This window comes from Azospirillum fermentarium, from assembly GCF_025961205.1.
GTDB classification, from domain to species: domain Bacteria; phylum Pseudomonadota; class Alphaproteobacteria; order Azospirillales; family Azospirillaceae; genus Azospirillum; species Azospirillum fermentarium.
The window spans coordinates 842,007-863,010 of sequence record NZ_JAOQNH010000001.1 but is presented as its reverse complement, the minus strand read 5'-3'; the positions used below and the strand labels follow the sequence as shown (position 1 = coordinate 863,010).

Here is a 21,004-nt window from a genome sequence, read left to right as displayed (position 1 = left end):
AAAAGGCGGTTGAAACCGCACGGAGGGGGTGGAGGATGCAAGGAGCGGCGACACACGCCACGGCGGGCCGGGCCACCGTCGGCCATGCCTTGATGGGGGATGCGGACCGGGCGGCCCTGGCCCGCGTGGCCCCGCTGCTGACCGCCAGCCTGGACCGGCTGGTGGATGATTTCTACGGCTTCATCCGCCGCACGCCCGCCCTGTGGAACCACATCGGCGACGAAGCACGGCTGCCGCAGCTCAAGGCGGGCCAGCGCCGCCACTGGGAAAACCTGCTGAACGGGCAGGTGTCCGCCGATTACGAGGGGCACGCCCGCCGGGTGGGGGAAACCCACGCCCGCATCGGGCTGCCGCCCCACGCCTACATCGTGGCCTATATGTTCATGCTGGCCCGGCTGATCGAAACGGCCGAAGCCGCGGGCGGCGGGCTGTTCGGGGGCAAGCGCGGCGGGGCGGCGGCGGCGCTGACCCGGCTGGTGATGGCGGACATGGAGCTGACCCTCTCGGCCTATGAGACCGCCCACGACCAGAGCAACCGCATGGGCCAGCTCAGCCGCGACATGAACGAGAACCTGCACAGCTTCGTGCAGTTCGCCGTCCATTCCAACGAGGCGATGGTGACGCTGGCCGAACTCAGCCGCGATTCCCGCATCGTCAAGGACGAGGGGCAGGCGGTGGCCGCCGCGGCGTCGGAGCTGGTGGCCTCGGTGGACGTGATCGCCCGCAACAGCCAGAGCGCGTCCGACGACGCCCGCGCGGCGGGCGAGGCGGTGGAGCGCGGGCGCCGCGCCGCCGCCGATGCCGTCAGCACCATGCGCACCATCGCCGGGGCGGTGGAGGCGACGGTGGACAAGATCGACAATCTGGCCGCCGCCTCCGACCGCATCGGCGAGATCCTGGTGTCCATCGACGCCATTTCCAAGCAGACCAACCTGCTGGCGCTCAACGCCACCATCGAGGCGGCCCGCGCCGGGGAGGCCGGCAAGGGCTTCGCCGTGGTGGCCGGCGAGGTGAAGGCGCTGGCCAACCAGACCGCGCGGGCCACCGAGGACATCCGCGGGCGCATCGACACGCTGCGCGCCGAAATGGCCGCCATCGTCACCGCCATGCGCGAAAACGGCCAGGCCGTCGCCCACGGCCAGGACGTGATCGCCGCCACCGGCAACGAGATGGAACAGGTGGCGGCCCAGGTGGGCAGCGTCACCGACCGCATGCACGAAATCGCCGAGATCCTGAACCAGCAGTCCAGCGCCTCGGGCCAGATCTCCCACGGCATCAACACCATCGCCGACAAGGCCGCCCACAACGACACCCGCATCGGCACCGTCATCCAGTCGGTGGACCGGTCCAACGCCGCGCTGGCCGAACGGGTGGAACAGTTCGCCGCCCTCAAGACCCCCCGCGCCCTGTGCGAGGTCGCCAAGGTGGACCACGTGGTGTTCAAGAAGCGCATCGTGGACGCGCTGATGGAGCGTGTGCGGCTCGGCCCCGACGAGGTGGCGAACCAGCACACCTGCCGCCTGGGCAAATGGTACGACAATCTGACCGACGAGCGGATCCGCGCCCACCCCGCCTACCGCCAGCTTGCCGAACCCCACGCCCGCGTGCACGACCACGGCAAGAACGCCCTGCGCCTGAAGGCCGACGGGCGGGACGCGGACGCCCTGGCCGAACTCCAGAAGCTCAACGCCGCGTCCCACGAGGTGCTGACCCTGCTGGAACGGCTGTCGTCGGACATGGTGGAATGAAGGCGGGATAGGCCGGCGGCCCCCCGCATCCCCAAACAAAAAGGCCCCAAACAAAAAGGCCCCCGCCATGGCGGGGGCCTTTTGCTGTCCGGGGACGGATCAGGCCTGTTCGACCGACACCGCTTCCGGTCCCTTTTCGCCCTGGCGGACGGTCACATGGACGCGCTGCTTTTCGCTGAGCGTGGACAGGCCGGAGCGTTCCACCGCGCGCACGTGCACGAAGATGTCGCGCCCGCCGGTGTCGGGGGTGATGAAGCCGTAGCCCTTGCCGGCGTCGAACCACTTCACGGTGCCGTCGGTGGCGGTGGTCTCGCCGCTGTCGGCGACGGGCCGGCCGCCGCCGCGGCGCGGGCCGCCGCCGAAACCGCCGCGGTCGCCGCCGAAGCCGCCGCGCTCGCCACGGTCGCGGTCGCCATAGCCGCCACGGTCGCCGAAGCCACCGCGGTCACCATAGCCGCCGCGGTCGCCGCCGAAGCCGCCCCGCTCACCACGGTCACGGTCGCCATAGCCGCCGCCGAAGCCGCCGCGCTCGGGGCGGGGGCCGCGGGGGGCGGCCGGACGGGCGGTCGAGGTATCGACCGAATGAAGCGCGCTGACCTGGGCACCCTTGCGCCCTTCGGTCAGGTCCACCACCACGGTGGTGCCTTCCGGCAGGGAGTCGTGGCCGGCGCCGGCAACGATGGACGCGGGCAGAAGGGCGTCGGGCGACCCGTCGGACGGACGGACGAACCCGAAGCCACGGTTGGGATCGAACCACTTGACGGTGGCGGTGAGTTCCGTCGCCAGCACGTTGGGCTGGCGGAAGACATGACGGGGCGGTTGACTGTTGCGCATGGGACGGTGTGCTCGGCTCAAGTACACGGAAGGCGTCGGGTGAAGGCGACGTGTAGCACAAATCGCCCCGGCAGGCCGCGGGCGCAAGTCTTAAAGCCGAAAAATAGCACATGCCTCCCTTGATGGCGGTCAACCCACCCCCCGGAAAGTGGTGCTTCGATGGAAAAGGATGCACCATGCGGTGCAGCTTGTGGAAAACGGATGGCGCCATGATGACCGCGCTCGACGGCTTTTTCGGTTCCGCCGCCGCCTATCCCGCGGCGGCGCTGGTGCTGGCGGCCAGCCACGCCCTGCCCTCGTGGCCCGGCGTGCGGCCCCGGCTGGTGGCCGCGCTGGGACGGACGGGGTTCACGACGCTCTATTCCCTGCTGTCGCTGGCGGCGCTGGCGCTGTTCGTCCTGGCCTACCGGGCGGCGGACACGGCGGCGGTGTTCACCCCGCCGTCCTGGGCGGCACCGCTGGCGGTGGCTGCCATGCCGGTGGCCTTCACCCTGATCGTCTGGCGCCTCACGGCCCCCTTCGGCCCCGCCGACGATCCCCATCCGCCGCGGGGGCTGTACCGCATCACCCGCGCGCCGGGATCGCTGGGCCTGCTGCTGTGGGCCGGGCTGCACCTGCTGGCCACCGGGGACAGCCGCCGGCTGGTGCTGTTCGCCACCATGGCCGCCATCGCCCTGTTCGCCATCGTCAAGAACGGCTGGGTGCTGCGCCACGCCGATAGCGAAGGGGCGCGGCGCCTGTTCGCCGCCGCCCATGCCGTGCCCTTCGCCGCCCCGGCCAGCCGCCGGCCCGCGGCGTGGGCCGCCGCCGCGCGCGAAACCGGCCCGTGGCGCCCGCTGGCCGCCCTGGCGGCGTGGGCGGCGGTGCTGGCGGCGCATCCCCGCGTGTTCGGCGTCGATCCGCTGTTCTGGCTGTCCTGACCGTTTTTTCTTAGGGAGTTTCCCCCATGACCACCCCCTCCCCCGCGGCCGACTGGTTCGCCCAGGCCGACACCGCCGCCGAGACGGTGCGCATCGACGTGCGCCCGGCCCTGGCGGCGGGCACCGATCCCTTCGTGCAGGTGATGGACGGCACCACGCGGGTGGAACCGGGGGGCTTTCTGGTGATCGACGCGCCGTTCGACCCCGCGCCGCTGCGCCGGGTTCTGGCCGGCAAGGGCTTCGCGTCCCAGGGGCGGGAGGTGGCGCCCGGCCACTGGCGCATCTGCTGCCGGCGCGAAGGCGGCGGCAGCGGCGGCGCTCCGTCCCCCCTGCCGCGCCTGCCGGGGGAGGTGTGGCAGGAAGGGGCGGTGGTTCACATCGACGTGCGCGGCATGACCCCGCCCGGCCCGCTCCACGCCGTGCTGCGGCTGATGGAACGGGAACCGGACCGGGTGGTCATCGCGCACCTGGACCGCGACCCGGTGCTGCTCTACGCCGAGGCCGAGTCGCGGGGATGGGAACGGGTGGGCGTGTCCACCATCGACGGGGAGGTGCGGGTGGTTCTGCGCCGCGCCGCCCCGCCCCCGTCAGACGGTTAACCTTCGGCCCGGTTGCTGACGCCGGCCTGGGCGAAGGTGGCCATGCCGGCATGGCACACGGCGGCGGCGCGCAGCAGCGGAATGGCCAGCACGGCCCCCGACGCCTCGCCCAGACGCATGTCGAAATCCAGCAGCGGGCGCTTGCCCAGAATGTCCAGCAGGCGGGTGTGGCCCGGCTCCACCGACCGGTGGGCCACCACGCAATGATCCAGTGCCCGCCGGTCGGCCTTGAACAGCACGGCGGCGGCGGCGGTGCAGGCGAAGCCGTCCAGGATCACCGGCACGCGGGCCATGCGCGCGGCCAGGATGGCGCCGGCGATGGCCGCCAGCTCGTACCCGCCGAAGCAGCGCAGCGCCTCGAACGGATCGTCCCTGACGCCGGGGTTGGCGGCGAGGCCGGCGTTCACCGCCTCCACCTTGCGGGCCAGGCCGGCGTCATCCACGCCGGTGCCGCGGCCCACCCAGTCGGCGGCGTCCCCGCCGAACAGGGCGCACGCGATGGCGGCGGCGGCGGTGGAGTTGCCGATACCCATCTCGCCCAGCGCCAGCAGCGAAATGCCCATCTCGCACGCCATCATGCCATAGGCCATGGCACGGCAGCATTCCTCTTCATCCATGGCCGGACCCTGGGTGAAATCCCGCGTGGGATTGTCCAGGTCCAGCTCATAGACGCGCAGGTCGGCATCGGCCACGCGGCAGAGCTGGTTGACCGACGCGCCGCCGTTCTGGAAATTGGCGACCATCTGGGCCGTCACCTCGGCGGGATAGGCCGACACGCCGCGGGCGGCCACGCCGTGGTTGCCGGCGAACACCGCCACCCGCGGCGACCGCACCACGGGGGGGTGCTGCCCCTGCCAGGTGGACAGCCATTCCGCCAGCTCCTCCAGCCGGCCCAGCGATCCCGGCGGCTTGGTCAGCGTGCGTTCACGCGACACGGCGGCGGTGGCGGCCCCCAGATCGGGGCCGGGCAGGTTGCGCACCAGGGCGCGCATTTCCTCGAACGACAGGGCGGGTTCGGGCGTGCTCATGGACAACGGACCTTGGCAGAGGTAGGGAGATGAGGGGAAACCAAGCGGCGTGATGGGAAAAACGGCGGGGACATTGGCAGGATTTCCGCCCGCCGTCAAAGCGGTTGGCGCCCCTCTCTTGCGCCCCGCCACCGGGAGCCGTACACCCGGTGGATGGACGGCCTTTCCCCACCCCCCCACCGACGCTCCCGCCTGACGGGCTGGCGCGCCGAACTGACCCTGGCGGTGATCTTCCTCACCCGCCTGCCGCTGTCGCTGCGCCACGGCCCCGACCCGGCCATGCACGCGCGCTGCATGGGCTGGTTCCCGCTGGTGGGCGCCGGCATCGGGCTGGCGGGCGGGGGCGTGCTGGCCGCGGCCCTGGCGCTGCACCTGCCGCCGCTGGCCGGCGGGTTCCTGGCGCTGGGGGCCATGGCGCTGCTGACCGGCGCGCTGCACGAGGACGGGCTGGCCGATCTGGCCGACGGGCTGGGCGGCGGGCGCACCCGCGAGCGCGCGCTGGAGATCATGCGCGACAGCCGCGTCGGCTCGTTCGGCGCCCTGGCGCTGGTGCTGGTGGCGGGCTTGCGGGCGGCGGCGCTGGCGGCGTTTCTCAACCCGGCCCTGGCGGTGGCCGCCCTGGTGATGGGAGGGGCGGTGTCGCGCGCCCTGCTGCCGGTGATCGCCTGGACCATGGAGCCGGCGCGCAAGGATGGGCTGGCGGCGTCGCAGGGCAGCCCGCCGGGCCGCCGGGTGGCGCTGGCGCTGGGGCTGGCCGCGGCGGTGGCGGCAGCATCGGCCGCCGCCGCCGGGCTGCCCTGGACGGTGCCGGTTCTGGCCGCCGCCGCGGGTGCCGCGGGTGCCGGGGCGGTGGCGCTGATGGCGCTGCGCCGGCTGAAGGGCTACACCGGCGACGTGTTCGGCGCCGCCCAGCAGGTGGCGGAAACCGCCGTGCTGCTGGCGCTGGCCGCGGCGGCGGCCCCATGAGCGTCACCCGCTGGTGGCTGATCCGCCATGCCCCCGTCATCAACCCCGCCCGCACGCTCTATGGACAGGGCGAGGTGCCCGCCGACCTGTCGGACACCGCGTCGCTGGCCGCCGTGCGCGGGGTGCTGCCGGCGGGGGCGCGGTGGCTGACGACGCCGCTGTCGCGCACCCGCGGCACCGCCGCCGCGCTGGGGGTGACCGACACCCTGGCCGAACCGGACCTGATGGAACAGGATTTCGGCGCGTGGCAGGGCCTGACGTGGGATGCCATCGCCGCCGCCCACCCCACCGCCGCGGCCCTGTTCTGGGACGACCCGGCCGCCGCGGTGCCCCCCGGCGGCGAAAGCTTCGACACCCTGGCCCGGAGGGTGGAGGCGGCGCTGCTGCGCCATTCCCGGCCGGCGGACGGCGCGGCGGACGACGTGGTGGCGGTGATCCATGCCGGCCCCATCCGCGCGGCGGTGGCGGCGGCGCTGGGCATCCCCGCGGCCCGCGCGCTGCCGGTGCGCGTCGATCCGCTGTCGCTGACCCGGCTGGACCGGGTGGCGGTGCCGGGGGGCGATGCCGTGTGGCGCCTGTGCGGCGTCAACCTGCCGCCGGGCGCCGCGCTGACACCTCCATAAGTTTTGTTTTCTGCAAGGATAATGGCTTGCCGTAAGGCAGGGCCGAAAAAGATAAAATGCAATGTGTCAAAGAGTCCGTGAATCTGTTCATGGACGTGATCTGCGGAAGCGGCTAATCTTGGCTGCGGGGCGTCTCTTTTTTCCTTGGGTGACCATGCTGTCTTCCGCGGCACGGATTTCCGGTGCCTATGCTCTGGCCTCGGTCCTGTGGATCTTGTGTTCCGACTGGGCCTTGACTCTGGTTCCCGGCGGGGATGGACAGTTTGTTCAAAGCACCAAGGGGATCGCCTTCGTCGCCTTCACCACGGCGGTTCTCTACGGGGGGCTGCGGCGGGAATTCAGGCGGCGGGCGGCGGTCGCCGCCGACCTGCGGGCCGCCCGCGACCGGCTGGAACAGGCCAACGGCGCGCTGCAATCCCTGGTCGATCACTTGCCGGACGTGTTCCTGCGCACCACCCTTGATGGACGGGTGGAGATGGCGTCGGCCCATTGCCAGCAGGAATTCGGCTACAGCGCCGATGAGTTGACCGGGCAATCGCTGGCGCTCATTTCCGCCGAACCCGGCGGACACGAGCGGTTCCTGGCAGCGCTGCGGCGCGAGGGCGGGCGCGTCAACCATCACGAGGTGCCGGTCCGGCGCAAGGACGGCACCGTGGTGTGGATGTCGATCAACGCCTATCTGCGCTATGACGCCGCCGGGCAGCCGGTGGGCATCGACGCCGTGGCCCGCAACGTCACCCGCCGCCGCGCGTTGGAGGAACGCTTGCGCCATCTGGCCGGACACGACGCCCTGACGGGCCTGTGCAACCGCATGCGGCTGGAGGACCGGCTGGGCCATGCCATCCGCCGGTCCCGGCGCGACGGGCGCGGGCTGGCGCTGCTTTACATGGATCTGGACGGGTTCAAGGCGGTCAACGACACCTATGGCCACCACAGCGGCGACCACCTGCTGGTGACGGTGGCCGAACGGCTGCGCGCGGTCTTGCGGGAAAGCGACACCATCGCCCGCATGGGCGGCGACGAATTCGCCGTGGTGCTGGAAGGCGGGGTGGACGCGCAAGGGGCGGCGGTGGTGGCGGAAAAGCTGACCGCCATGGCGGCGGCCCCGTACCCCGGCATCACGCTGGGGGTGACGGCCAGCATCGGCATCGCCCTGTTCCCCGGCGACGGCGATTCGACCGAAGCGCTGCTGCGCGCCGCCGACGCCGCCATGTACCAGGCCAAGCACGACGGCAAGAACCGCTACTGCCTGTCCACCCCCCCGACGGACGCGCCCCAGACCGGGGCGGCCGCGCCGTAATCATTCCCCGGTCTGCAGCAGCGCCCCCCGCAGGCGCGCGTCGCGGAACGCCAGCAGGAACACGCCCGCGCACACCGCCATCAGGACCGCGTTCAGCCCTGCCGCCATGCCCAGGCTGTCCCACCGCAGCACGCCGTGGAACACCAGCGCGCGCATGCCTTCGAACACGTGGGCGGTGGGCAGGCCCAGCGCCACCGGCTGCAGCCACCCCGGCAGCACCGACACCGGGTAATAGACGCACGCGATGGGCGACAGCAGGAACACCAGCAGCCACGCCAGCACCTCCGCCCCCATGCCGTAGCGCAGGATCAGCGCGACGACCAGGATCCCCAGCGCCCAGCCCATCACCATCAGGTTGGCGAAGAACAGCCCCAGCGGCAGCCCCATGGACCACACCGAATAGCCGAACAGCGGCCCGGCCAGCAGCGCCGCCGGCACCACGCCGATGACGGTGCGGATCAGGCTCATGGTCATCATGGCCACCACCCATTCGCCGGGGCGAAGCGGGCTGACGAACAGGTGGCCCAGGTTGCGCGACCACATCTCTTCCAGAAAGGAGATGGACACGCCGAGCTGCGCGCGGAACAGCACGTCCCACAGCAGCACCGCCGCCACCAGCACGCCGGCCCCCTGCGCCACCCACGCGCTTTGCTGGGCCATGAACTGGTTGATGAAGCCCCACAGGATCATCTGCATGGTGGGCCAGTACATCAACTCCAGCAGCCGCGGCCACGACCCGCGCAGCAGGTACCAGTAACGGAGAATCATGGCGTAGACGCGCCGGACGGACAGGCCGGTCATTCCGCCGCCTCCGATTCGGTGGTGGTGATGTCGGCGGCACGGGCGATGTCCAGGAACACCTCCTCCAGCGTGTCGCGGCGGTAGCGGGCCAGCAGTGCCGACGGCGTGCCGCGGTCCACGATGCGCCCGCGCCGCATCATCAGCACCGAATCGCACAGCCGCTCCACCTCCGGCATGTTGTGGGAGGCCAGCAGGATGGTGGCGCCGCTGGCGTAGCGGTAGCGCTCCAGATACGTGCGGATCCAGTCGGCGGTGTCGGGGTCCAGCGACGCCGTGGGTTCGTCCAGCAGCAGCACGTCGGGGCGGTTCAGCAGCGCCTTCGCCAAGGCGACCCGCGTTTTCTGCCCCGCCGACAGCTTGCCCGCCGCCCGGTCGAGGAAGCCGGTCATGTCCAGTTCCTCCGCCAGTTCGCCGATGCGCCGGCCCACATGGTCCAGCCCGTAGAGATGGGCATAGACCGTCAGGTTCTCCCGCACCGTCAGCCGGTGCGGCAGCTCCACATAGGGGGAGGAGAAGTTCATGCGCGCCAGGGCGGGATAACGGTCGCGGGCCATGTCATGGCCCAGGATGGAGATCCGCCCCCCGGTGGGGATCAGCAGCCCCAGCAGCATGGAGATGGTCGTGGTCTTGCCCGCCCCGTTGCCGCCCAGAAGGGCGGTGACGGAGCCACGCTCGACCGTGAAATCGATGGAATCGACCGCGGTGACGGCTTGATAGCGCTTCGTCAGCCCTTCGGCCTTGATGGCGGGTTGGCTCATGGGCCAAGAATATGGATATTAGCAAGGGCTGCGCCAGCACGAACGCGGCCATGGGATAAGAATGATTCAAAAAGCCCCAAGCCGCCACCCAAGGCAGCACCCCGTTCTGGGAGGAATCGGAATGGAAGACACCCACGGATCATGACCGCCAGCCCATCCCCATCCGCAGGCGCCGCAATGCCGGCCCTGCCGCCCTTTTCCATGGCCCCGGCCATCTGGTCGGCCCAGGACGGGCGCGTGACCCTGCGCACGCTGATCCTCATCCGCTGGGTGGCGGTGGTGGGCCAGTTGGCGACGGTGGTCGCCGTGCGCGTCATGCCGGGGTTCGACTTGCCGCTGGGGCCGGTGCTGGCCGCCATCGGCGCGTCGATCCTGCTCAACGTCATCGCCATGGCCCAGCGGGGCGGGCGGCTGCGGCTGGCCGACCGGGACGCCGCCCTCTATCTGGCCTATGACACGCTGCAGCTCTCGCTGCTGCTGTACCTGACGGGCGGCCTGGCGAACCCCTTCGCCATCCTGCTGCTCGCCCCCATGACCGTGGGTGCGGCGGTGCTGTCGCGGTACAGCGCGGTGCTGCTGACGGGGCTGAACCTCGTCTGTCTGACGGTGCTGGCGCTGTGGCATTTCCCGCTGCCCTGGCCCAAGCCGCAGCCGGCGGTGGAACCGCTGTACGCGTTCGGCATGTGGCTGTCGCTGTCGGTGTCGTCGGTGTTCATCGCGGCGTACGTCTTCCGCGTGGCGGCGGAGGCGCGGCGCTTCGCCGAAGCCTTCTACGCCGCCCAGGTGGCGCTGGCCCGCGAACAGCGGCTGGGGGCGCTGGGGGCGCTGGCGGCGGCGGCGGCCCACGAACTGGGGTCGCCGCTCGGCACCATCGCGGTGGTGGCGAAGGAACTGGCCCACGACCTGCCCCCCGACAGCCCGTTCACCGAGGATGTGGCGCTGCTGCAAAGCCAGGTGATGCGCTGCCGCGAGATCCTGGCCGATCTGGCCCGCAAGCCCGAGGCCGACGGCGGCGCCCCGTTCGAACGCCTGCCCTTGACGGCCCTGGTGGAGGCGGCGGCGGCCCCCCACCGGCTGGGCAGCGTCGATTTCGCCGTCGATCCCATGGGGGAGGACGGGGTTGAGGAACCGGTCGTGCGCCGCAGCCCCGAAATCATCCACGGCATCGGCAATTTCGTCCAGAACGCGCACCAGTTCGCCCACCGGCGGGTGACGGCGGCGGTGTCGTGGGACGAGACCACGGTGGCCGTGGTGGTCACCGACGACGGGCCGGGCTTCCCGCCCCATGTGCTCAACCGCATCGGCGAACCCTACATCTCCTCGCGTCAGGAGCGAGGGAACCACATGGGGTTGGGTATTTTCATTGCGCAAACGCTCCTGGAAAAGACCGGAGCGAGTGTGACGTACAGCAATAACCGTGGCGGCGGCGCACGCATTGTCGTACGCTGGAACCGCACGGTTCTTGAGCCGAGGGACTAGTGGTGGAAAATTCAACGGTTTCGGACGACAGCACGGCAACCGAATCGGTCAAGCTGACCTTCACGGGCGACGTCACCCGCAGTCTTTTGATCGTCGATGACGATGCGCCGTTCCGCATCCGTCTGGCCCGCGCCATGGAAAAACGCGGCTTCAACGTGGTGGCGGTGGAAAGCGTCCAGTTGGGCATCGAGGTGGCGCAGGAATCCGCCCCGGCCTTTGCCGTGGTCGATCTGCGTCTGGCCGACGGCAGCGGGCTGGACGTGGTGAAGGCGCTGCGCGATGCGCGGCCCGACGCCCGGATCGTCATGCTGACCGGCTATGGCAACATCGCCACCGCGGTGGCGGCGGTGAAGGCCGGGGCGGTGGATTACCTGCCCAAGCCCGCTGACGCCGACGCCGTGGAATCCGCGCTGCTGGCCGACGGCCGCCCGCTGCCGGCCCCGCCGGAAAACCCCATGTCCGCCGACCGCGTGCGGTGGGAGCATATCCAGCGCGTGTTCGAGCAGTGTGACCGCAACGTGTCGGAAACCGCCCGCCGCCTGAAGATGCACCGCCGCACCCTTCAGCGCATCCTGAACAAGCACGCCCCGCGCGGCTGACGGCCCGCGGGCAACGCCTGACCCGGAAATGGAACGGGCGGGGAGCATCGGCTCTCCCCGCCCGTTTTTTTGCGCCCACCGAGGGGGCGATCGTCCGCCCGCATACCTCTGCCTATAGAGTGTAATCGGTTCAAACGGAATCGTTTGAAGCGTGAATCACACGGGAAAACCAAAAACTTAGAGTCCTTCAGGTGCTTCAATAAGCACCTGAAGGACTCTAATATGCATCCGAGCGGGATAATTTTCACATACCTTAAAATTATCTTTTGGGACCACGTTAACTGACAGCCCTTATGGCCCTGCGGCACACTCACCCCTGTGAACACGCTGCCGTCTCCCCCTCACGCCCGTGAAGAAATTGGCCGCCGCCTCAAGGCGACGCGGCTTGCCTTGGGCTTGCGCGCCCGTGACATCCACCGCGCCACCGGCATCGGAGAAAGCGCGTGGTCCCAATACGAAAATGGACGGCGTTTCCCAGACCTGCTGCAAATCCTGCCCTTCGCCGACCGCTTCGGCGTCTCGCTGGATTGGATCTACCGTGGCATTCCGACGGCTTTGCCGTTTGAACTGGCCCAGAACACCCTGGCACATCTTGCGGCATCCCCCTCGGACGAGCCGGAAGCCCCCCTCTGATCCCCGGCATCAAGTTCACACATCGTGAAATTTGATCTGGATAAATTTCACATGCGTGAAAAAATGTCCTTTACGCAGACAAGGGGTCACGCGACCTCGAAATGCCCCATCCAGCCCTTGTCGCTGAATTCCGCCTGATGGGCGTGGAACATGAAGCTGCCCGGCTCCTGGCGTGAGAAATCGATCTCCAGAAGGCCGCGCTGGCCCTGACACTGCATCACCGTGTCCACGGTCCGCAGCGTCGGCGTCAGCGTCGTGCCGTGATCGTAGTAGTCGAAGAAATTCGCGTGGACGTGGAAGGAATTGATCGGGTCGAACTCCGTCATGTTCAGCAGGTAGATCCGTACCGGGCGGGTGCGGTCCAGAAGGATTGGCCGGTCGGCGTAAATGTTGGCGACGGTGTTGACCGAATACACCTCGTTCTTTTCGTCACCGTTCAAATCGAAGCTGGCCATCACCATCATCAGCTCCTGCCAGCGGGCGTTCTCCGCCGTGCCGAGCAGGCGGGAGCGGGCCGCATCCGCCAGTTCCCCGTGGCGGGCCGGGTCGGGGTCGATGACGAACATGCCGTACAGACCGCGCTGGATGTGCGGCGACAGCGGCGCCGTGTGGCAGTGGTAGAGGTGGCAGCCGAACGGAAAGGCGTCGAACTCATAGACGAAACGCTCGCCCGGCTCAGGCTCCCCGGCACCCGTCAGGCCATCGACGCGCGCGGCGTGAATGCCGTGGAAGTGCATGGTGTGCGGCATGGAGGTGTGGTTGATGAACGTCACCCGCACCCGTTCCCCCTCCACCACCCGCAGGGCCGGGCCGGGAACGCGGCCATTGTAGGTCCAGGCCGGATACAGGATTCCGGGGGCGATCTCGATGTCCTTCTCCTCGGCCACGATGGTGAATGCGCGCACCGTGCGGCCCTGCGCATCGCGGGTCAGCGTTCCGGTATCCCAATCGGTCAGCATGGCGTACGGGTCGAAACCGTTGCGGGCGTGGTTCACCGTGCCCGCCGGCAGGACGCCGCCATGCACACCGGCGGGGCGCTCGGAGAGGGGTGACCCATGGGTTTGAGAATGGTGTGACGCATGGTGCGGCATCGTCTGCGCCATGGCGGGGGCAGCGGCCCCGGCCAGCAGGGCGCCAAGGCCGAGGAAGCCGCGCCGGCTGACCGGACGGGGAATGGGCATGGTCATGGGAAAATCTCCGGTTGCGGTGAAGAGAGGGGCCAGAATGTGGGAATATTTCACACGTCACGAGGTCAGGGTGCGTGTGATAATTTCCCACGTCAAGAAGATTTCGCTTCCCTGACGCCACCGATGCGTTATTTTGTGGGCAGTCTTCCCACACACCGAACCGGCACCCTCCCGGCCCATGGTCCCCGACGCCCCCCCTTCACCCGACGATACGCCCGGCCCGCCGCCTGCGGTGGTGGTGGCGGTGAAGCGCGTTCTGAGGCCGGTGGCGCAGGTGCTGATCCACTTCGGGATCACCTTTCCCACGCTGTCGGCCCTGCTCAAGGGGGTGTACGTGGAGGTGGCGGAGGCCGCCTTCGCGCTGCCGGACCGGCCCATGACCGACAGCCGCGTGTCGCTGCTGACCGGCGTCCACCGCAAGGACGTGCGCAGCCTGCGCGGCCTGCCCGAACCGGCGCGGGAGGCCGCGGCGGCACCGCCCTCGCTGCCGGCGCAGGTGCTGGCGCGCTGGCTGGGCGATCCGGCGTTCCACGGCGCCGACGGCGAGCCGCTGCCGCTGCCGCGGGCCGGGGCGGAGCCGTCCTTCGAATCGCTGGCCGCCGGCATCAGCAAGGATATCCGCCCCCGCGCCCTGCTGGACGAACTGTTGCGCTCCGGTCTGGTGCGCGAGCGTGAGGACGGGCGGCTCGATCTGTCGGCGCGGGCGCATCTGCCCCATGGCGACCCGGACCGGCTGGCCTATTATTATGGCCGGAACCTTGCCGACCACGCGGCGGCGGCTGGACACAATCTGATGGGCGGAACCCCGCCCTTCCTGGAGCGCGCCATGTTTCACGACGGCTTGACGGCGGCTTCGGTCGCGGCGCTGCGGGCCGAGGCGGAGCGCCAGAGCATGGAGATGCTGGTCCGTCTCAACCGTTTGGCGGCCGAGCTGAGCGGCCGCGACGCCGTGTCGGTCGAACCGAAACACCGCTTCACCCTTGGCCTCTACGGCTATGACGCGCCCGATGGGCCAACCGCCGACGAGGGCCGGTGAACCGCCGGCTGCTTTCCGCATTGCTGACCACCGCGCTGCTGGCGGGGTGCGGCACCGACGCGCCGGTGCGTTCCGGCGACCGTGGCATCGGCGGCACCGGCTCCATCGCTGAGCGCGGTATCGGCGGCACCGGCACCATCGCCGACCGTGGCATCGGCGGCACCGGCATTGTCGGCACGGTCACCGCCTTCGGCAGTATCTGGGTCAACGGTCACCGGGTGGCGCTGCCGCCGTCCGCAGCGGTGCAGGTCGAGGGCCACCCAGCCGGAATCGGCGCCGTGCGCGTCGGCCACGTGGTGGCGGTCGATGCCGGGGCGGCGGCGGACGGCGCCGATGCCACGGCCCGTGCTGTCGCGGTGCGCTATGCGGCCGCCGGCCCGGTCGAGGCGGTGGAGAGCGGCGGGCTGACCGTGCTCGGCCAACGGGTCGATCTGACCGGCGCCGTGATGGCGGCCCTCCCCCAGCCGGGGGCCTGGGTGGCGGTGTCGGGCCTGCGGCGGCCGGACGGCGGCATCGCCGCCGGACTGGTCGAGCCGTGGGATCCGGCGCGCGGCTGGCTGCTGCGCGGCACCGCGGTGGCCGGCGCGCCGGGCGAACTCACCCTGCCGGGCTTCCGCGCACGCCTCGCACCGGGCCTGACCGCGCCGGAGGCTGGCCAGCCGGTGCGCGCCGCAGGCCGCTTCGGCCCCGGCGGAGCCGTGGCGGCAGAGGCCGCACCGGACCCGCTGAACCCCTTTGGCGCCACGGTGAACGCCCTGTCGGTCGAGGTCTACGTCGATGCCGCCGGCCACCCGGCCGGCGCGGGCCCGGCGCTGGGCATCGCGGCGGATCTGCCGGGCCGCGTCGTCGTCGAGGGAACGGTGGACCGTGCCGGCGCCTTGAAACCGGGCCGTCTGGCCGCGGCTCCGGGCATCGGCAAAACCGGCGCCGCCGGACCGCCGGGAGCCGGCCCGCCAGGGATGGGAAAGGGCCAGGCGGGAGCCCGCGGGCGCGGGGCCGGCGGGGGACACGGCAAACACTGAGGACACTTGAGCGTCCACTGAGGACACCGAACGTCCGACCCCCTCACGCCTCCGTCGGCACGCCCTGCCCGGCCAGGGCGGAGGAGAGTTCGCGCAGGGCGGTTTCGGCGGCGGTCAGGGCGGCGGCGGCATCGTCGGGGCGCCCGGCCAGCAGATGGCTTTCCACGTCCGACAGACGGCGGCGCAGGCGCAGCGCCCCCATGCTGCCCGCACTGCCCGCGGCGGCATGGGCGGTGCGGCGGGCGGCGTCGAGGGCCGACGTCTCACCGTCGCCGCCCGCGGCGGTCCCGGCCATGGTGTCCAGCGACCGGCGGATCTGCGCCGTCATGCCGGCGATGGAACCGTGGAATTCCGTCAGCATGGTCCGCACCTCGGCGCTCATGCCGCCGAAGGCGAATTCCACGATGGAGGAATCGAAGACCGGCGGTTCGCTTTCCGCATCCGCGGCCAGCGACGGGGCCAGGGCGCCGCCGCCGGGGGCCGCGGGCCGGACGGGCGGAGATCCGGCCACCGCCCGGTCGGGCGCCCAGCGGGCCAGCGCCGCGTACAGATCCTCGGGCCGGAAGGGCTTGGCGACCACATCGTCCATGCCGGCGTCGCGGCAGGCCTGGTTTTCCGACAGGCTGGCGGCGGCGGTCAGCGCCACGATGGGCAGGGCCGCTTCCGCGCCGGGCAGGGCACGGATGGCGCGCGTGGCGGCCAGCCCGTCCATCACCGGCATATGGACATCCATCAGGATCAGGTCGAAACGCTGGGTCCGCACCGCCTCCACCGCCGCGGCCCCGTCGGGGACCACGCGGACGCTGTGCCCCTGACGCTCCAGCAGCGCCACCGCCACCCGCTGGTTGACCAGCGTGTCTTCGGCCAGCAGCACCTGCAGCGGCGCGCACACGCGGGGGGTGGATGCCGGGCCGGTGTCGGGCACCGCCACCCGCGACACCCGGAACGGCAGCTCGAACCAGAAGCGGCTGCCCTGCCCCGGTTCGCTTTCCACCCCGATCACGCCCCCCTGCAATTCCACCAGCCGCTTGCAGATGGCCAGCCCCAGCCCCGTGCCGCCGAAGCGGCGGGTGATGGAGCTGTCGGCCTGGGAAAAGGACCGGAACAGCTTGCCCATGGCGTCGGCGGGAATGCCGATGCCGGTGTCGGCCACGGCGAAGGACAGGCGGACCTGGGCGGAATCCCGCCGGGTCACGGTCACGCTGACGGTGACGCCGCCGGTCTCGGTGAATTTGATGGCGTTGCCGATCAGGTTCAGCAGCACCTGCCGCAGGCGCACGGCATCGCCGGCCACCGCCGCCGGAACCGTCTCGTCCACCGACAGGGACAGCCCCAGCCCCTTTTCCTCCGCCCGCGTGCCCATCAGCGACAGGATGCCGGCCAGGGTGCGGTGCAGGTCGAAGGGGGCGTCGTCGAATTCCAGCCGCCCGGCTTCCAGCTTGGAGAAGTCCAGCACGTCGTTGAGGATCGCCAGCAGCGCTTCACCCGACTGGCGCACGGTGTCGGCATAGTCACGCTGCTGCGCCGTCAGTCCGGTGTCCAGCAGCAGGTGCGCCATGCCGATGATGCCGTTCATGGGCGTGCGGATCTCGTGGCTCATCACCGCCAGGAATTCGCTCTTGGCCTGGCTGGAGGCTTCCGCCGCCTCCTTGGCGCGTTCCAGTTCGGCGCGGTTGCGGCGCAGCGCCTCGCCCTGGGCGCGCAACTGGACGGTGGCGCCGCGGAACACCTCCAGCGCGCGGGCCATGCCGGTGATCTCGTCGGCACCGGAAAAATGGCTGCGCGACGGGGGGATGGGGGTGTCGAGACGGCCCTCGGCGATGGCGTGCATGGCGCCGGCCAGCGCCTTCAGCCGCGACACCATCCCCCGCCCGATCCAGGTCCACAGGAACAGCACCGGCCCCAGCACGGTGGCCAGCGCGATGATCAGCACCAGCCGGCGTCCGGCGGACAGCTCCTCCGCCGCCGCGGCCCCGGCGCGCTGGGCGTCGGCCTCCGCCGAATCCACCAGCCGCCCGACGATGATCGACAGGCGGGCGGCCATGCGGTGGGTCTGGCGGGTCAAGGCGGCGATTTCGGGGATCAGGCGCAACTGCGCCTCGCGGATGTCGAACAGGCTGCCCTCGCCACTGCCCAGCGCCACCACCCCGTGAGCCACGGTGCGCAACGGCACCAGCGCAGGCTCAGGCGGCAAATGGGCGATGGCCGCATCCAGCCGGGCCGCCCCCTGGACGAAGGTCCGGCGGTCGTCGGCCACCGCCTCCGCCCGTGCCGCCGCCTCGACCCGCGACAACTGGTCGAGCAGCCCGTCCACCCCGCGCAGCGCGTCCATCAGCGGATCGGGCGCGGTGTCGGCGGGGGAGCGTTCGGGGGCCGGCGGCAGCATCGCCGCACCGGCCATCCCCGGCAAGGCCCGCGGCAGCAGGTCGCCCAGAACCCCGCGGTAATCGCGGCGCAGGATCAGCAGCGTCTCGCCGGCGCTGGACAGGCGCTGGGCCAGCTCCAGACGGCGTTCGGCCAGGCTGTCCTGCTGCGGCACGGTGGCGGCGAGGCTGTCCACGAGTTGGCGCAGTTCGGGCAGCTCCTCCCGCCCGTCGCCGCGGCCGAGCTGGTCGAGCAGGCGTTTGAGCCGCTGCGCCTGCTGCTGAAGGGCGAAGGCGGTGCTTTCCCGCTGAAGATGGTTTTCCGCCAGATCCAGGCTGGGCAGGGTGGCGATCAGGCGGCTGGACGCTTCGGCCAGCTTCAGGGCGGCGGTGACGCGGGGAAAGCTCTGCCCCAGCATGCCGTCCAGCAGCCCCTGCACCGTGCCGTACCCCAGCCACGACACGGCACTGCCCAGCAGGATCATCCCCGCCACACCCATCACGGCGATGAACAGCCGCCAGCGGATGCCGAAACGGACCCGCGGCACCACCGGCAGGGCATCAGCCGCGGCACCGCGCGGCGGGGTGGGGATGGGTGGATCGGCTGGTGTCATGCGGGACGAAAGCTTCTGGGCATGGAGAACACCGCCGGGATCGGGCCGCCGGAACAAAAGGGGCCGGAACAAAAGGGTATGCAGCAGACGATACCCCATGCGTCACCAACACCCCAGCACAAATCGGCGAAAAACCGCCGCGGGTTACCGCAGCACCCGTTCGGGCGGGAACCGCAGGCTGACGGTGGTGCCCCGCCCCGGCGCGCTGTCCAGCGCGATGGTGCCGCCGTGGCGCAGCAGCAGCGCGCGGGTCAGCGCCAGCCCCAGCCCGGCCCCTTCGTAATGGCGGTTCAGCCGGCCGTCCACCTGGAAGAAGGGGTCGAAGATGCGCTCCAGCGCCTCTTCCGCCATGCCGATGCCGGTGTCGGTGACGCGGAACGCCAGCCCGCCGGCCGCGTCCTCGGCCACCGACACGGTGACGGTGCCGCCCGCGGGGGTGAATTTCACGGCGTTGGACAGCACATTGTCCAGCATGCGCATCACCATCCCCTCGTCGGCCATCACCGCGGGCGTCGCGTCGTCCATGTCGGCGGCCAGGGTCACCCGGCTGCGCCCGGCCCGGTCGCGCATCAGCCGCAGGCTGGCGTTGACCAGATCGGTGGGCGACACCGGGCGTTCGGCCATGTGCCCGCCGCCGCCGTCGGCGTTGGCGACGTCCAGGATCGTGTTGATGAGTTCCAGAAGGTGGACCGCGCTTTCGCGGATGTCGCCGGCATAGCTGACGTAGAGCCGTTCGCCCACCGGCCCCATCACCTCGGCCTCGATGATTTCGGAAAAGCCGATGATGGCGTTGAGCGGGGTGCGCAGTTCATGGCTCATGGTGGCGATGAACTGCGCCTTGGACTGGCGGTCGCTGTCGGCGGCGGCCTGGGCGGTGGCAAGCGCGGCGGTCAGATGCTCCACCTGCCCGGCCAGCCGGTCCCGTTCGGCCCGTGCCGCATCGCGCTGGCGGCGCCAGCCGTGGGCCAGCGCCGCGGCGGTCAGGGCGGCCCCGGCGGCGGCCCCCCCCGCCCCCACCAGCACCGCAAGCGCCGTCTGTTCCATGAAATACCGCCGTCCCGAGAAAAACCGCCGGCCTTACGAAGCCCGCGCCCGCAGATGCGGGGTCAGCCGCCATTCGGCCCAGCGCACCGCCTGGGCGATGGCGAAGTTCAAGCCGAGATAGATAAGACCCGCAACAATGAAGATTTCGAAAACGGCGTAGGTCTGCGGGATCAGCCGCCGGGCCAGCCCGGTGATCTCCAGCAGCGTGATGATGCTGGCCAGCGAGCTGGCCTTGACCATCAGGATGATCTCGTTGCCATAGGCCGGCAGCGCCTGGCGGATGGCAATGGGCACGATGATCCGGCGGAACATCAGCAGCCGCCCCATGCCGCAGGCCCGCGCCGCCTCCACCTGCCCCTGGGGGATCGACTGGATGGCGCCGCGCAGGATCTCGCTGGTGTAGGCCCCGGTGTTCAGCGCCAGCGCCAGGATGGCGCACCAGTAGGGTTCGCGCAGCAAGGGCCACAGAAAGCTTTCCCGCACCGCCGGGAACTGCCCCAGCCCGTAATAGATCAGGTAGATCTGCACCAGCAGCGGCGTGCCGCGGAAGACGAAGACGTAAAGGCGCGACACCCCCGCCGCCGCCAGATTGCCCGACAGCCGGCCCCAGGTGGCGAGGCAGGCGATGGCCAGGCCGAGGATTTCCCCCAGCCCCACCAGCTGCACCGTCAGCGGCACCCCCGACAGCAGGGTCGGCACCGACGATATCATGACATCCCAATTCATCGGCGGCCCCCCTTACGCCCGCACCGCACCGCGCATGGCGCGCCGCTCCGCCCGCTCGAACACCGCCGTGGACAGAGTGGTCAGCAGCAGATAGAGCAGGGCCGCGGCGGTGTAGAACACGAAATACTGCCGCGTGGACCCGGCCCCGGTGTGGGCGATGCGCATGATCTCCGCCAGCGCCGTCACCGACACCAGCGAGGTGTCCTTCAGCGTCAACTGCCACACGTTGCCCAGCCCCGGCAGGGCGTAGCGCAGGGTCTGCGGCACCAGGATGCGCCGCAGCGTCAGGAACCGGCCCATGCCGCAGGCCCGCGCCGCCTCGATCTGGCCCGGCGGGACCGAACGGACGGCACCGCGGATCACCTCGGTCGAATAGGCGCCGGAAATCAGCCCCACCGCCAGCACGCCGACGGTGAAGGCGTTCAGGTCCACCCGCCCGTCGTGACCGAACAGGCGGGCGACCGCGGTCACCGCCTCGTTCCCGCCGAAGAACAGCAGGTAGATCACCAGCAGTTCGGGAATGCCGCGGATGACGGTGGTGTAGACCTCCGCCGCCAGACGCAGGGGCAGGCTGCCCGACAGCTTGGCCGCGGCCCCCGCCGAGCCGAACACCACACCGGCGCCGAAGGCCGACACCGCCACCGCCAGGGTCATCAGCGTCCCGGACAGAAGCTGCCAGCCCCACCCCTGCGGCCCGAAGGACAGCACCTCAAGCATCGCGCGG

General features: G+C 70.7%; 20 protein-coding genes. 11 read left to right on the top strand and 9 right to left on the bottom strand.

The annotated features are described in order from the left end of the window. Positions 1–35 precede the first annotated feature (35 nt). Complete coding sequence (locus tag M2352_RS04085) at positions 36–1,748, top strand: methyl-accepting chemotaxis protein (protein WP_264663225.1); 1,713 nt, start codon at positions 36–38, stop codon at positions 1,746–1,748. Between the two features lie 99 nt (positions 1,749–1,847). On the opposite strand, the gene M2352_RS26475 is transcribed toward M2352_RS04085, so the two are convergent. Continuing rightward, positions 1,848–2,582 (bottom strand): cold-shock protein, encoded by a 735-nt coding sequence (locus tag M2352_RS26475; RefSeq protein WP_319802016.1) that lies wholly within the window; start codon positions 2,580–2,582, stop codon positions 1,848–1,850. A gap of 209 nt (positions 2,583–2,791) precedes the next feature. On the opposite strand from M2352_RS26475, the gene M2352_RS04070 reads away from it, so the two are divergent. Both M2352_RS04070 and M2352_RS04065 read left to right on the top strand, forming a co-directional pair. Beyond that, complete coding sequence (locus tag M2352_RS04070; protein ID WP_264663224.1) at positions 2,792–3,502, top strand: NnrU family protein; 711 nt, start codon at positions 2,792–2,794, stop codon at positions 3,500–3,502. Positions 3,503–3,528: 26 nt separating this feature from the next. Further along, the gene (locus tag M2352_RS04065) at positions 3,529–4,101 is read left to right on the top strand and encodes a DUF2249 domain-containing protein (protein WP_264663223.1); all 573 of its coding nucleotides are present in this window, start codon (positions 3,529–3,531) and stop codon (positions 4,099–4,101) included. Here M2352_RS04065 and cobT read toward each other — a convergent pair. Further along, a complete protein-coding gene (cobT, locus tag M2352_RS04060; RefSeq protein ID WP_264663222.1) occupies positions 4,098–5,129 on the bottom strand; it encodes a nicotinate-nucleotide--dimethylbenzimidazole phosphoribosyltransferase in 1,032 nt (343 codons plus the stop codon). The two genes, M2352_RS04065 and cobT, sit on opposite strands and share 4 nt — an antisense overlap. 153 nt (positions 5,130–5,282) lie before the next feature. Here cobT and M2352_RS04055 point away from each other — a divergent pair, with 153 nt between their 5' ends. From M2352_RS04055 to M2352_RS04045, 3 genes are all read left to right on the top strand, one after another. Continuing rightward, positions 5,283–6,095: an adenosylcobinamide-GDP ribazoletransferase gene (locus M2352_RS04055; RefSeq protein ID WP_264663221.1), complete on the top strand. Its 813-nt coding sequence runs from the start codon at positions 5,283–5,285 to the stop codon at positions 6,093–6,095. Continuing rightward, positions 6,092–6,718 (top strand): histidine phosphatase family protein, encoded by a 627-nt coding sequence (locus M2352_RS04050; protein WP_264663220.1) that lies wholly within the window; start codon positions 6,092–6,094, stop codon positions 6,716–6,718. The genes M2352_RS04055 and M2352_RS04050 overlap by 4 nt, the downstream gene beginning before the upstream one ends. A 154-nt stretch (positions 6,719–6,872) precedes the next feature. Further along, the gene (locus tag M2352_RS04045) at positions 6,873–8,018 is read left to right on the top strand and encodes a GGDEF domain-containing protein (RefSeq protein WP_264663219.1); all 1,146 of its coding nucleotides are present in this window, start codon (positions 6,873–6,875) and stop codon (positions 8,016–8,018) included. Here M2352_RS04045 and M2352_RS04040 read toward each other — a convergent pair whose 3' ends face one another. Both M2352_RS04040 and M2352_RS04035 read right to left on the bottom strand, forming a co-directional pair. Next, complete coding sequence (locus M2352_RS04040) at positions 8,019–8,819, bottom strand: ABC transporter permease (protein WP_264663218.1); 801 nt, start codon at positions 8,817–8,819, stop codon at positions 8,019–8,021. It abuts the gene before it with no gap. Then, the gene (locus tag M2352_RS04035; RefSeq protein WP_264663217.1) at positions 8,816–9,577 is read right to left on the bottom strand and encodes an ABC transporter ATP-binding protein; all 762 of its coding nucleotides are present in this window, start codon (positions 9,575–9,577) and stop codon (positions 8,816–8,818) included. Before M2352_RS04035 ends, M2352_RS04040 begins: the two co-directional genes overlap by 4 nt. 177 nt (positions 9,578–9,754) lie before the next feature. Between M2352_RS04035 and M2352_RS04030 the strand changes: the two genes are divergently transcribed. The 3 genes from M2352_RS04030 (at position 9,755) to M2352_RS04020 (ending at position 12,288) form a co-directional block, all read left to right on the top strand. Then, on the top strand, positions 9,755–11,056 hold the full coding sequence (locus tag M2352_RS04030) for an ActS/PrrB/RegB family redox-sensitive histidine kinase (RefSeq protein ID WP_264663216.1): 1,302 nt from the start codon (positions 9,755–9,757) through the stop codon (positions 11,054–11,056). 2 nt (positions 11,057–11,058) lie between these two features. After that, positions 11,059–11,655 (top strand): ActR/PrrA/RegA family redox response regulator transcription factor, encoded by a 597-nt coding sequence (locus M2352_RS04025; RefSeq protein WP_454464561.1) that lies wholly within the window; start codon positions 11,059–11,061, stop codon positions 11,653–11,655. 318 nt (positions 11,656–11,973) lie between these two features. Next, the gene (locus tag M2352_RS04020) at positions 11,974–12,288 is read left to right on the top strand and encodes a helix-turn-helix domain-containing protein (protein WP_264663215.1); all 315 of its coding nucleotides are present in this window, start codon (positions 11,974–11,976) and stop codon (positions 12,286–12,288) included. An 86-nt stretch (positions 12,289–12,374) separates the two neighbouring features. Here the strand turns inward: M2352_RS04020 and M2352_RS04015 are convergent, their stop codons facing one another. Beyond that, entirely contained in the window at positions 12,375–13,475 is a 1,101-nt protein-coding gene (locus tag M2352_RS04015) for a multicopper oxidase domain-containing protein (protein ID WP_264663214.1), read from the bottom strand. A gap of 178 nt (positions 13,476–13,653) precedes the next feature. Here M2352_RS04015 and M2352_RS04010 point away from each other — a divergent pair, with 178 nt between their 5' ends. Beyond that, positions 13,654–14,511, top strand: a complete 858-nt coding sequence (locus M2352_RS04010) for a DUF6502 family protein (protein ID WP_264663213.1) — start codon at positions 13,654–13,656, stop codon at positions 14,509–14,511. After that, entirely contained in the window at positions 14,508–15,533 is a 1,026-nt protein-coding gene (locus tag M2352_RS04005; RefSeq protein WP_264663212.1) for a DUF5666 domain-containing protein, read from the top strand. The genes M2352_RS04010 and M2352_RS04005 overlap by 4 nt, the downstream gene beginning before the upstream one ends. 43 nt (positions 15,534–15,576) lie before the next feature. Here the strand turns inward: M2352_RS04005 and M2352_RS04000 are convergent, their stop codons facing one another. The 4 genes from M2352_RS04000 to M2352_RS03985 form a co-directional block, all read right to left on the bottom strand. Next, a complete protein-coding gene (locus M2352_RS04000; RefSeq protein WP_264663211.1) occupies positions 15,577–18,510 on the bottom strand; it encodes an ATP-binding protein in 2,934 nt (977 codons plus the stop codon). 144 nt (positions 18,511–18,654) lie between these two features. Continuing rightward, positions 18,655–19,554, bottom strand: a complete 900-nt coding sequence (locus M2352_RS03995) for a sensor histidine kinase (protein ID WP_264663210.1) — start codon at positions 19,552–19,554, stop codon at positions 18,655–18,657. Positions 19,555–19,587: 33 nt separating this feature from the next. After that, positions 19,588–20,280, bottom strand: a complete 693-nt coding sequence (locus M2352_RS03990) for an ABC transporter permease (RefSeq protein ID WP_264663209.1) — start codon at positions 20,278–20,280, stop codon at positions 19,588–19,590. Between the two features lie 12 nt (positions 20,281–20,292). After that, a complete protein-coding gene (locus M2352_RS03985) occupies positions 20,293–20,997 on the bottom strand; it encodes an ABC transporter permease (protein WP_264663208.1) in 705 nt (234 codons plus the stop codon). Positions 20,998–21,004: the final 7 nt, after the last annotated feature.

What these genes read in the sequence shown, in the direction of transcription:
- M2352_RS04050 (WP_264663220.1), top strand. Translation starts at nt 6,092, where the DNA reads ATGAGCGTCACCCGCTGGTGGCTGATCCGCCATGCCCCCGTCATCAAC.
- M2352_RS03995 (WP_264663210.1), bottom strand. Translation starts at nt 19,554, where the DNA reads ATGGAACAGACGGCGCTTGCGGTGCTGGTGGGGGCGGGGGGGGCCGCC.
- M2352_RS04055 (WP_264663221.1), top strand. Translation starts at nt 5,283, where the DNA reads ATGGACGGCCTTTCCCCACCCCCCCACCGACGCTCCCGCCTGACGGGC.
- M2352_RS04040 (WP_264663218.1), bottom strand. Translation starts at nt 8,819, where the DNA reads ATGACCGGCCTGTCCGTCCGGCGCGTCTACGCCATGATTCTCCGTTAC.
- M2352_RS04030 (WP_264663216.1), top strand. Translation starts at nt 9,755, where the DNA reads ATGCCGGCCCTGCCGCCCTTTTCCATGGCCCCGGCCATCTGGTCGGCC.
- M2352_RS04045 (WP_264663219.1), top strand. Translation starts at nt 6,873, where the DNA reads ATGCTGTCTTCCGCGGCACGGATTTCCGGTGCCTATGCTCTGGCCTCG.
- cobT (WP_264663222.1), bottom strand. Translation starts at nt 5,129, where the DNA reads ATGAGCACGCCCGAACCCGCCCTGTCGTTCGAGGAAATGCGCGCCCTG.
- M2352_RS04085 (WP_264663225.1), top strand. Translation starts at nt 36, where the DNA reads ATGCAAGGAGCGGCGACACACGCCACGGCGGGCCGGGCCACCGTCGGC.
- M2352_RS04065 (WP_264663223.1), top strand. Translation starts at nt 3,529, where the DNA reads ATGACCACCCCCTCCCCCGCGGCCGACTGGTTCGCCCAGGCCGACACC.
- M2352_RS04000 (WP_264663211.1), bottom strand. Translation starts at nt 18,510, where the DNA reads ATGACACCAGCCGATCCACCCATCCCCACCCCGCCGCGCGGTGCCGCG.
- M2352_RS04070 (WP_264663224.1), top strand. Translation starts at nt 2,792, where the DNA reads ATGATGACCGCGCTCGACGGCTTTTTCGGTTCCGCCGCCGCCTATCCC.
- M2352_RS26475 (WP_319802016.1), bottom strand. Translation starts at nt 2,582, where the DNA reads ATGCGCAACAGTCAACCGCCCCGTCATGTCTTCCGCCAGCCCAACGTG.
- M2352_RS03990 (WP_264663209.1), bottom strand. Translation starts at nt 20,280, where the DNA reads ATGAATTGGGATGTCATGATATCGTCGGTGCCGACCCTGCTGTCGGGG.
- M2352_RS04010 (WP_264663213.1), top strand. Translation starts at nt 13,654, where the DNA reads ATGGTCCCCGACGCCCCCCCTTCACCCGACGATACGCCCGGCCCGCCG.
- M2352_RS03985 (WP_264663208.1), bottom strand. Translation starts at nt 20,997, where the DNA reads ATGCTTGAGGTGCTGTCCTTCGGGCCGCAGGGGTGGGGCTGGCAGCTT.
- M2352_RS04015 (WP_264663214.1), bottom strand. Translation starts at nt 13,475, where the DNA reads ATGACCATGCCCATTCCCCGTCCGGTCAGCCGGCGCGGCTTCCTCGGC.
- M2352_RS04035 (WP_264663217.1), bottom strand. Translation starts at nt 9,577, where the DNA reads ATGAGCCAACCCGCCATCAAGGCCGAAGGGCTGACGAAGCGCTATCAA.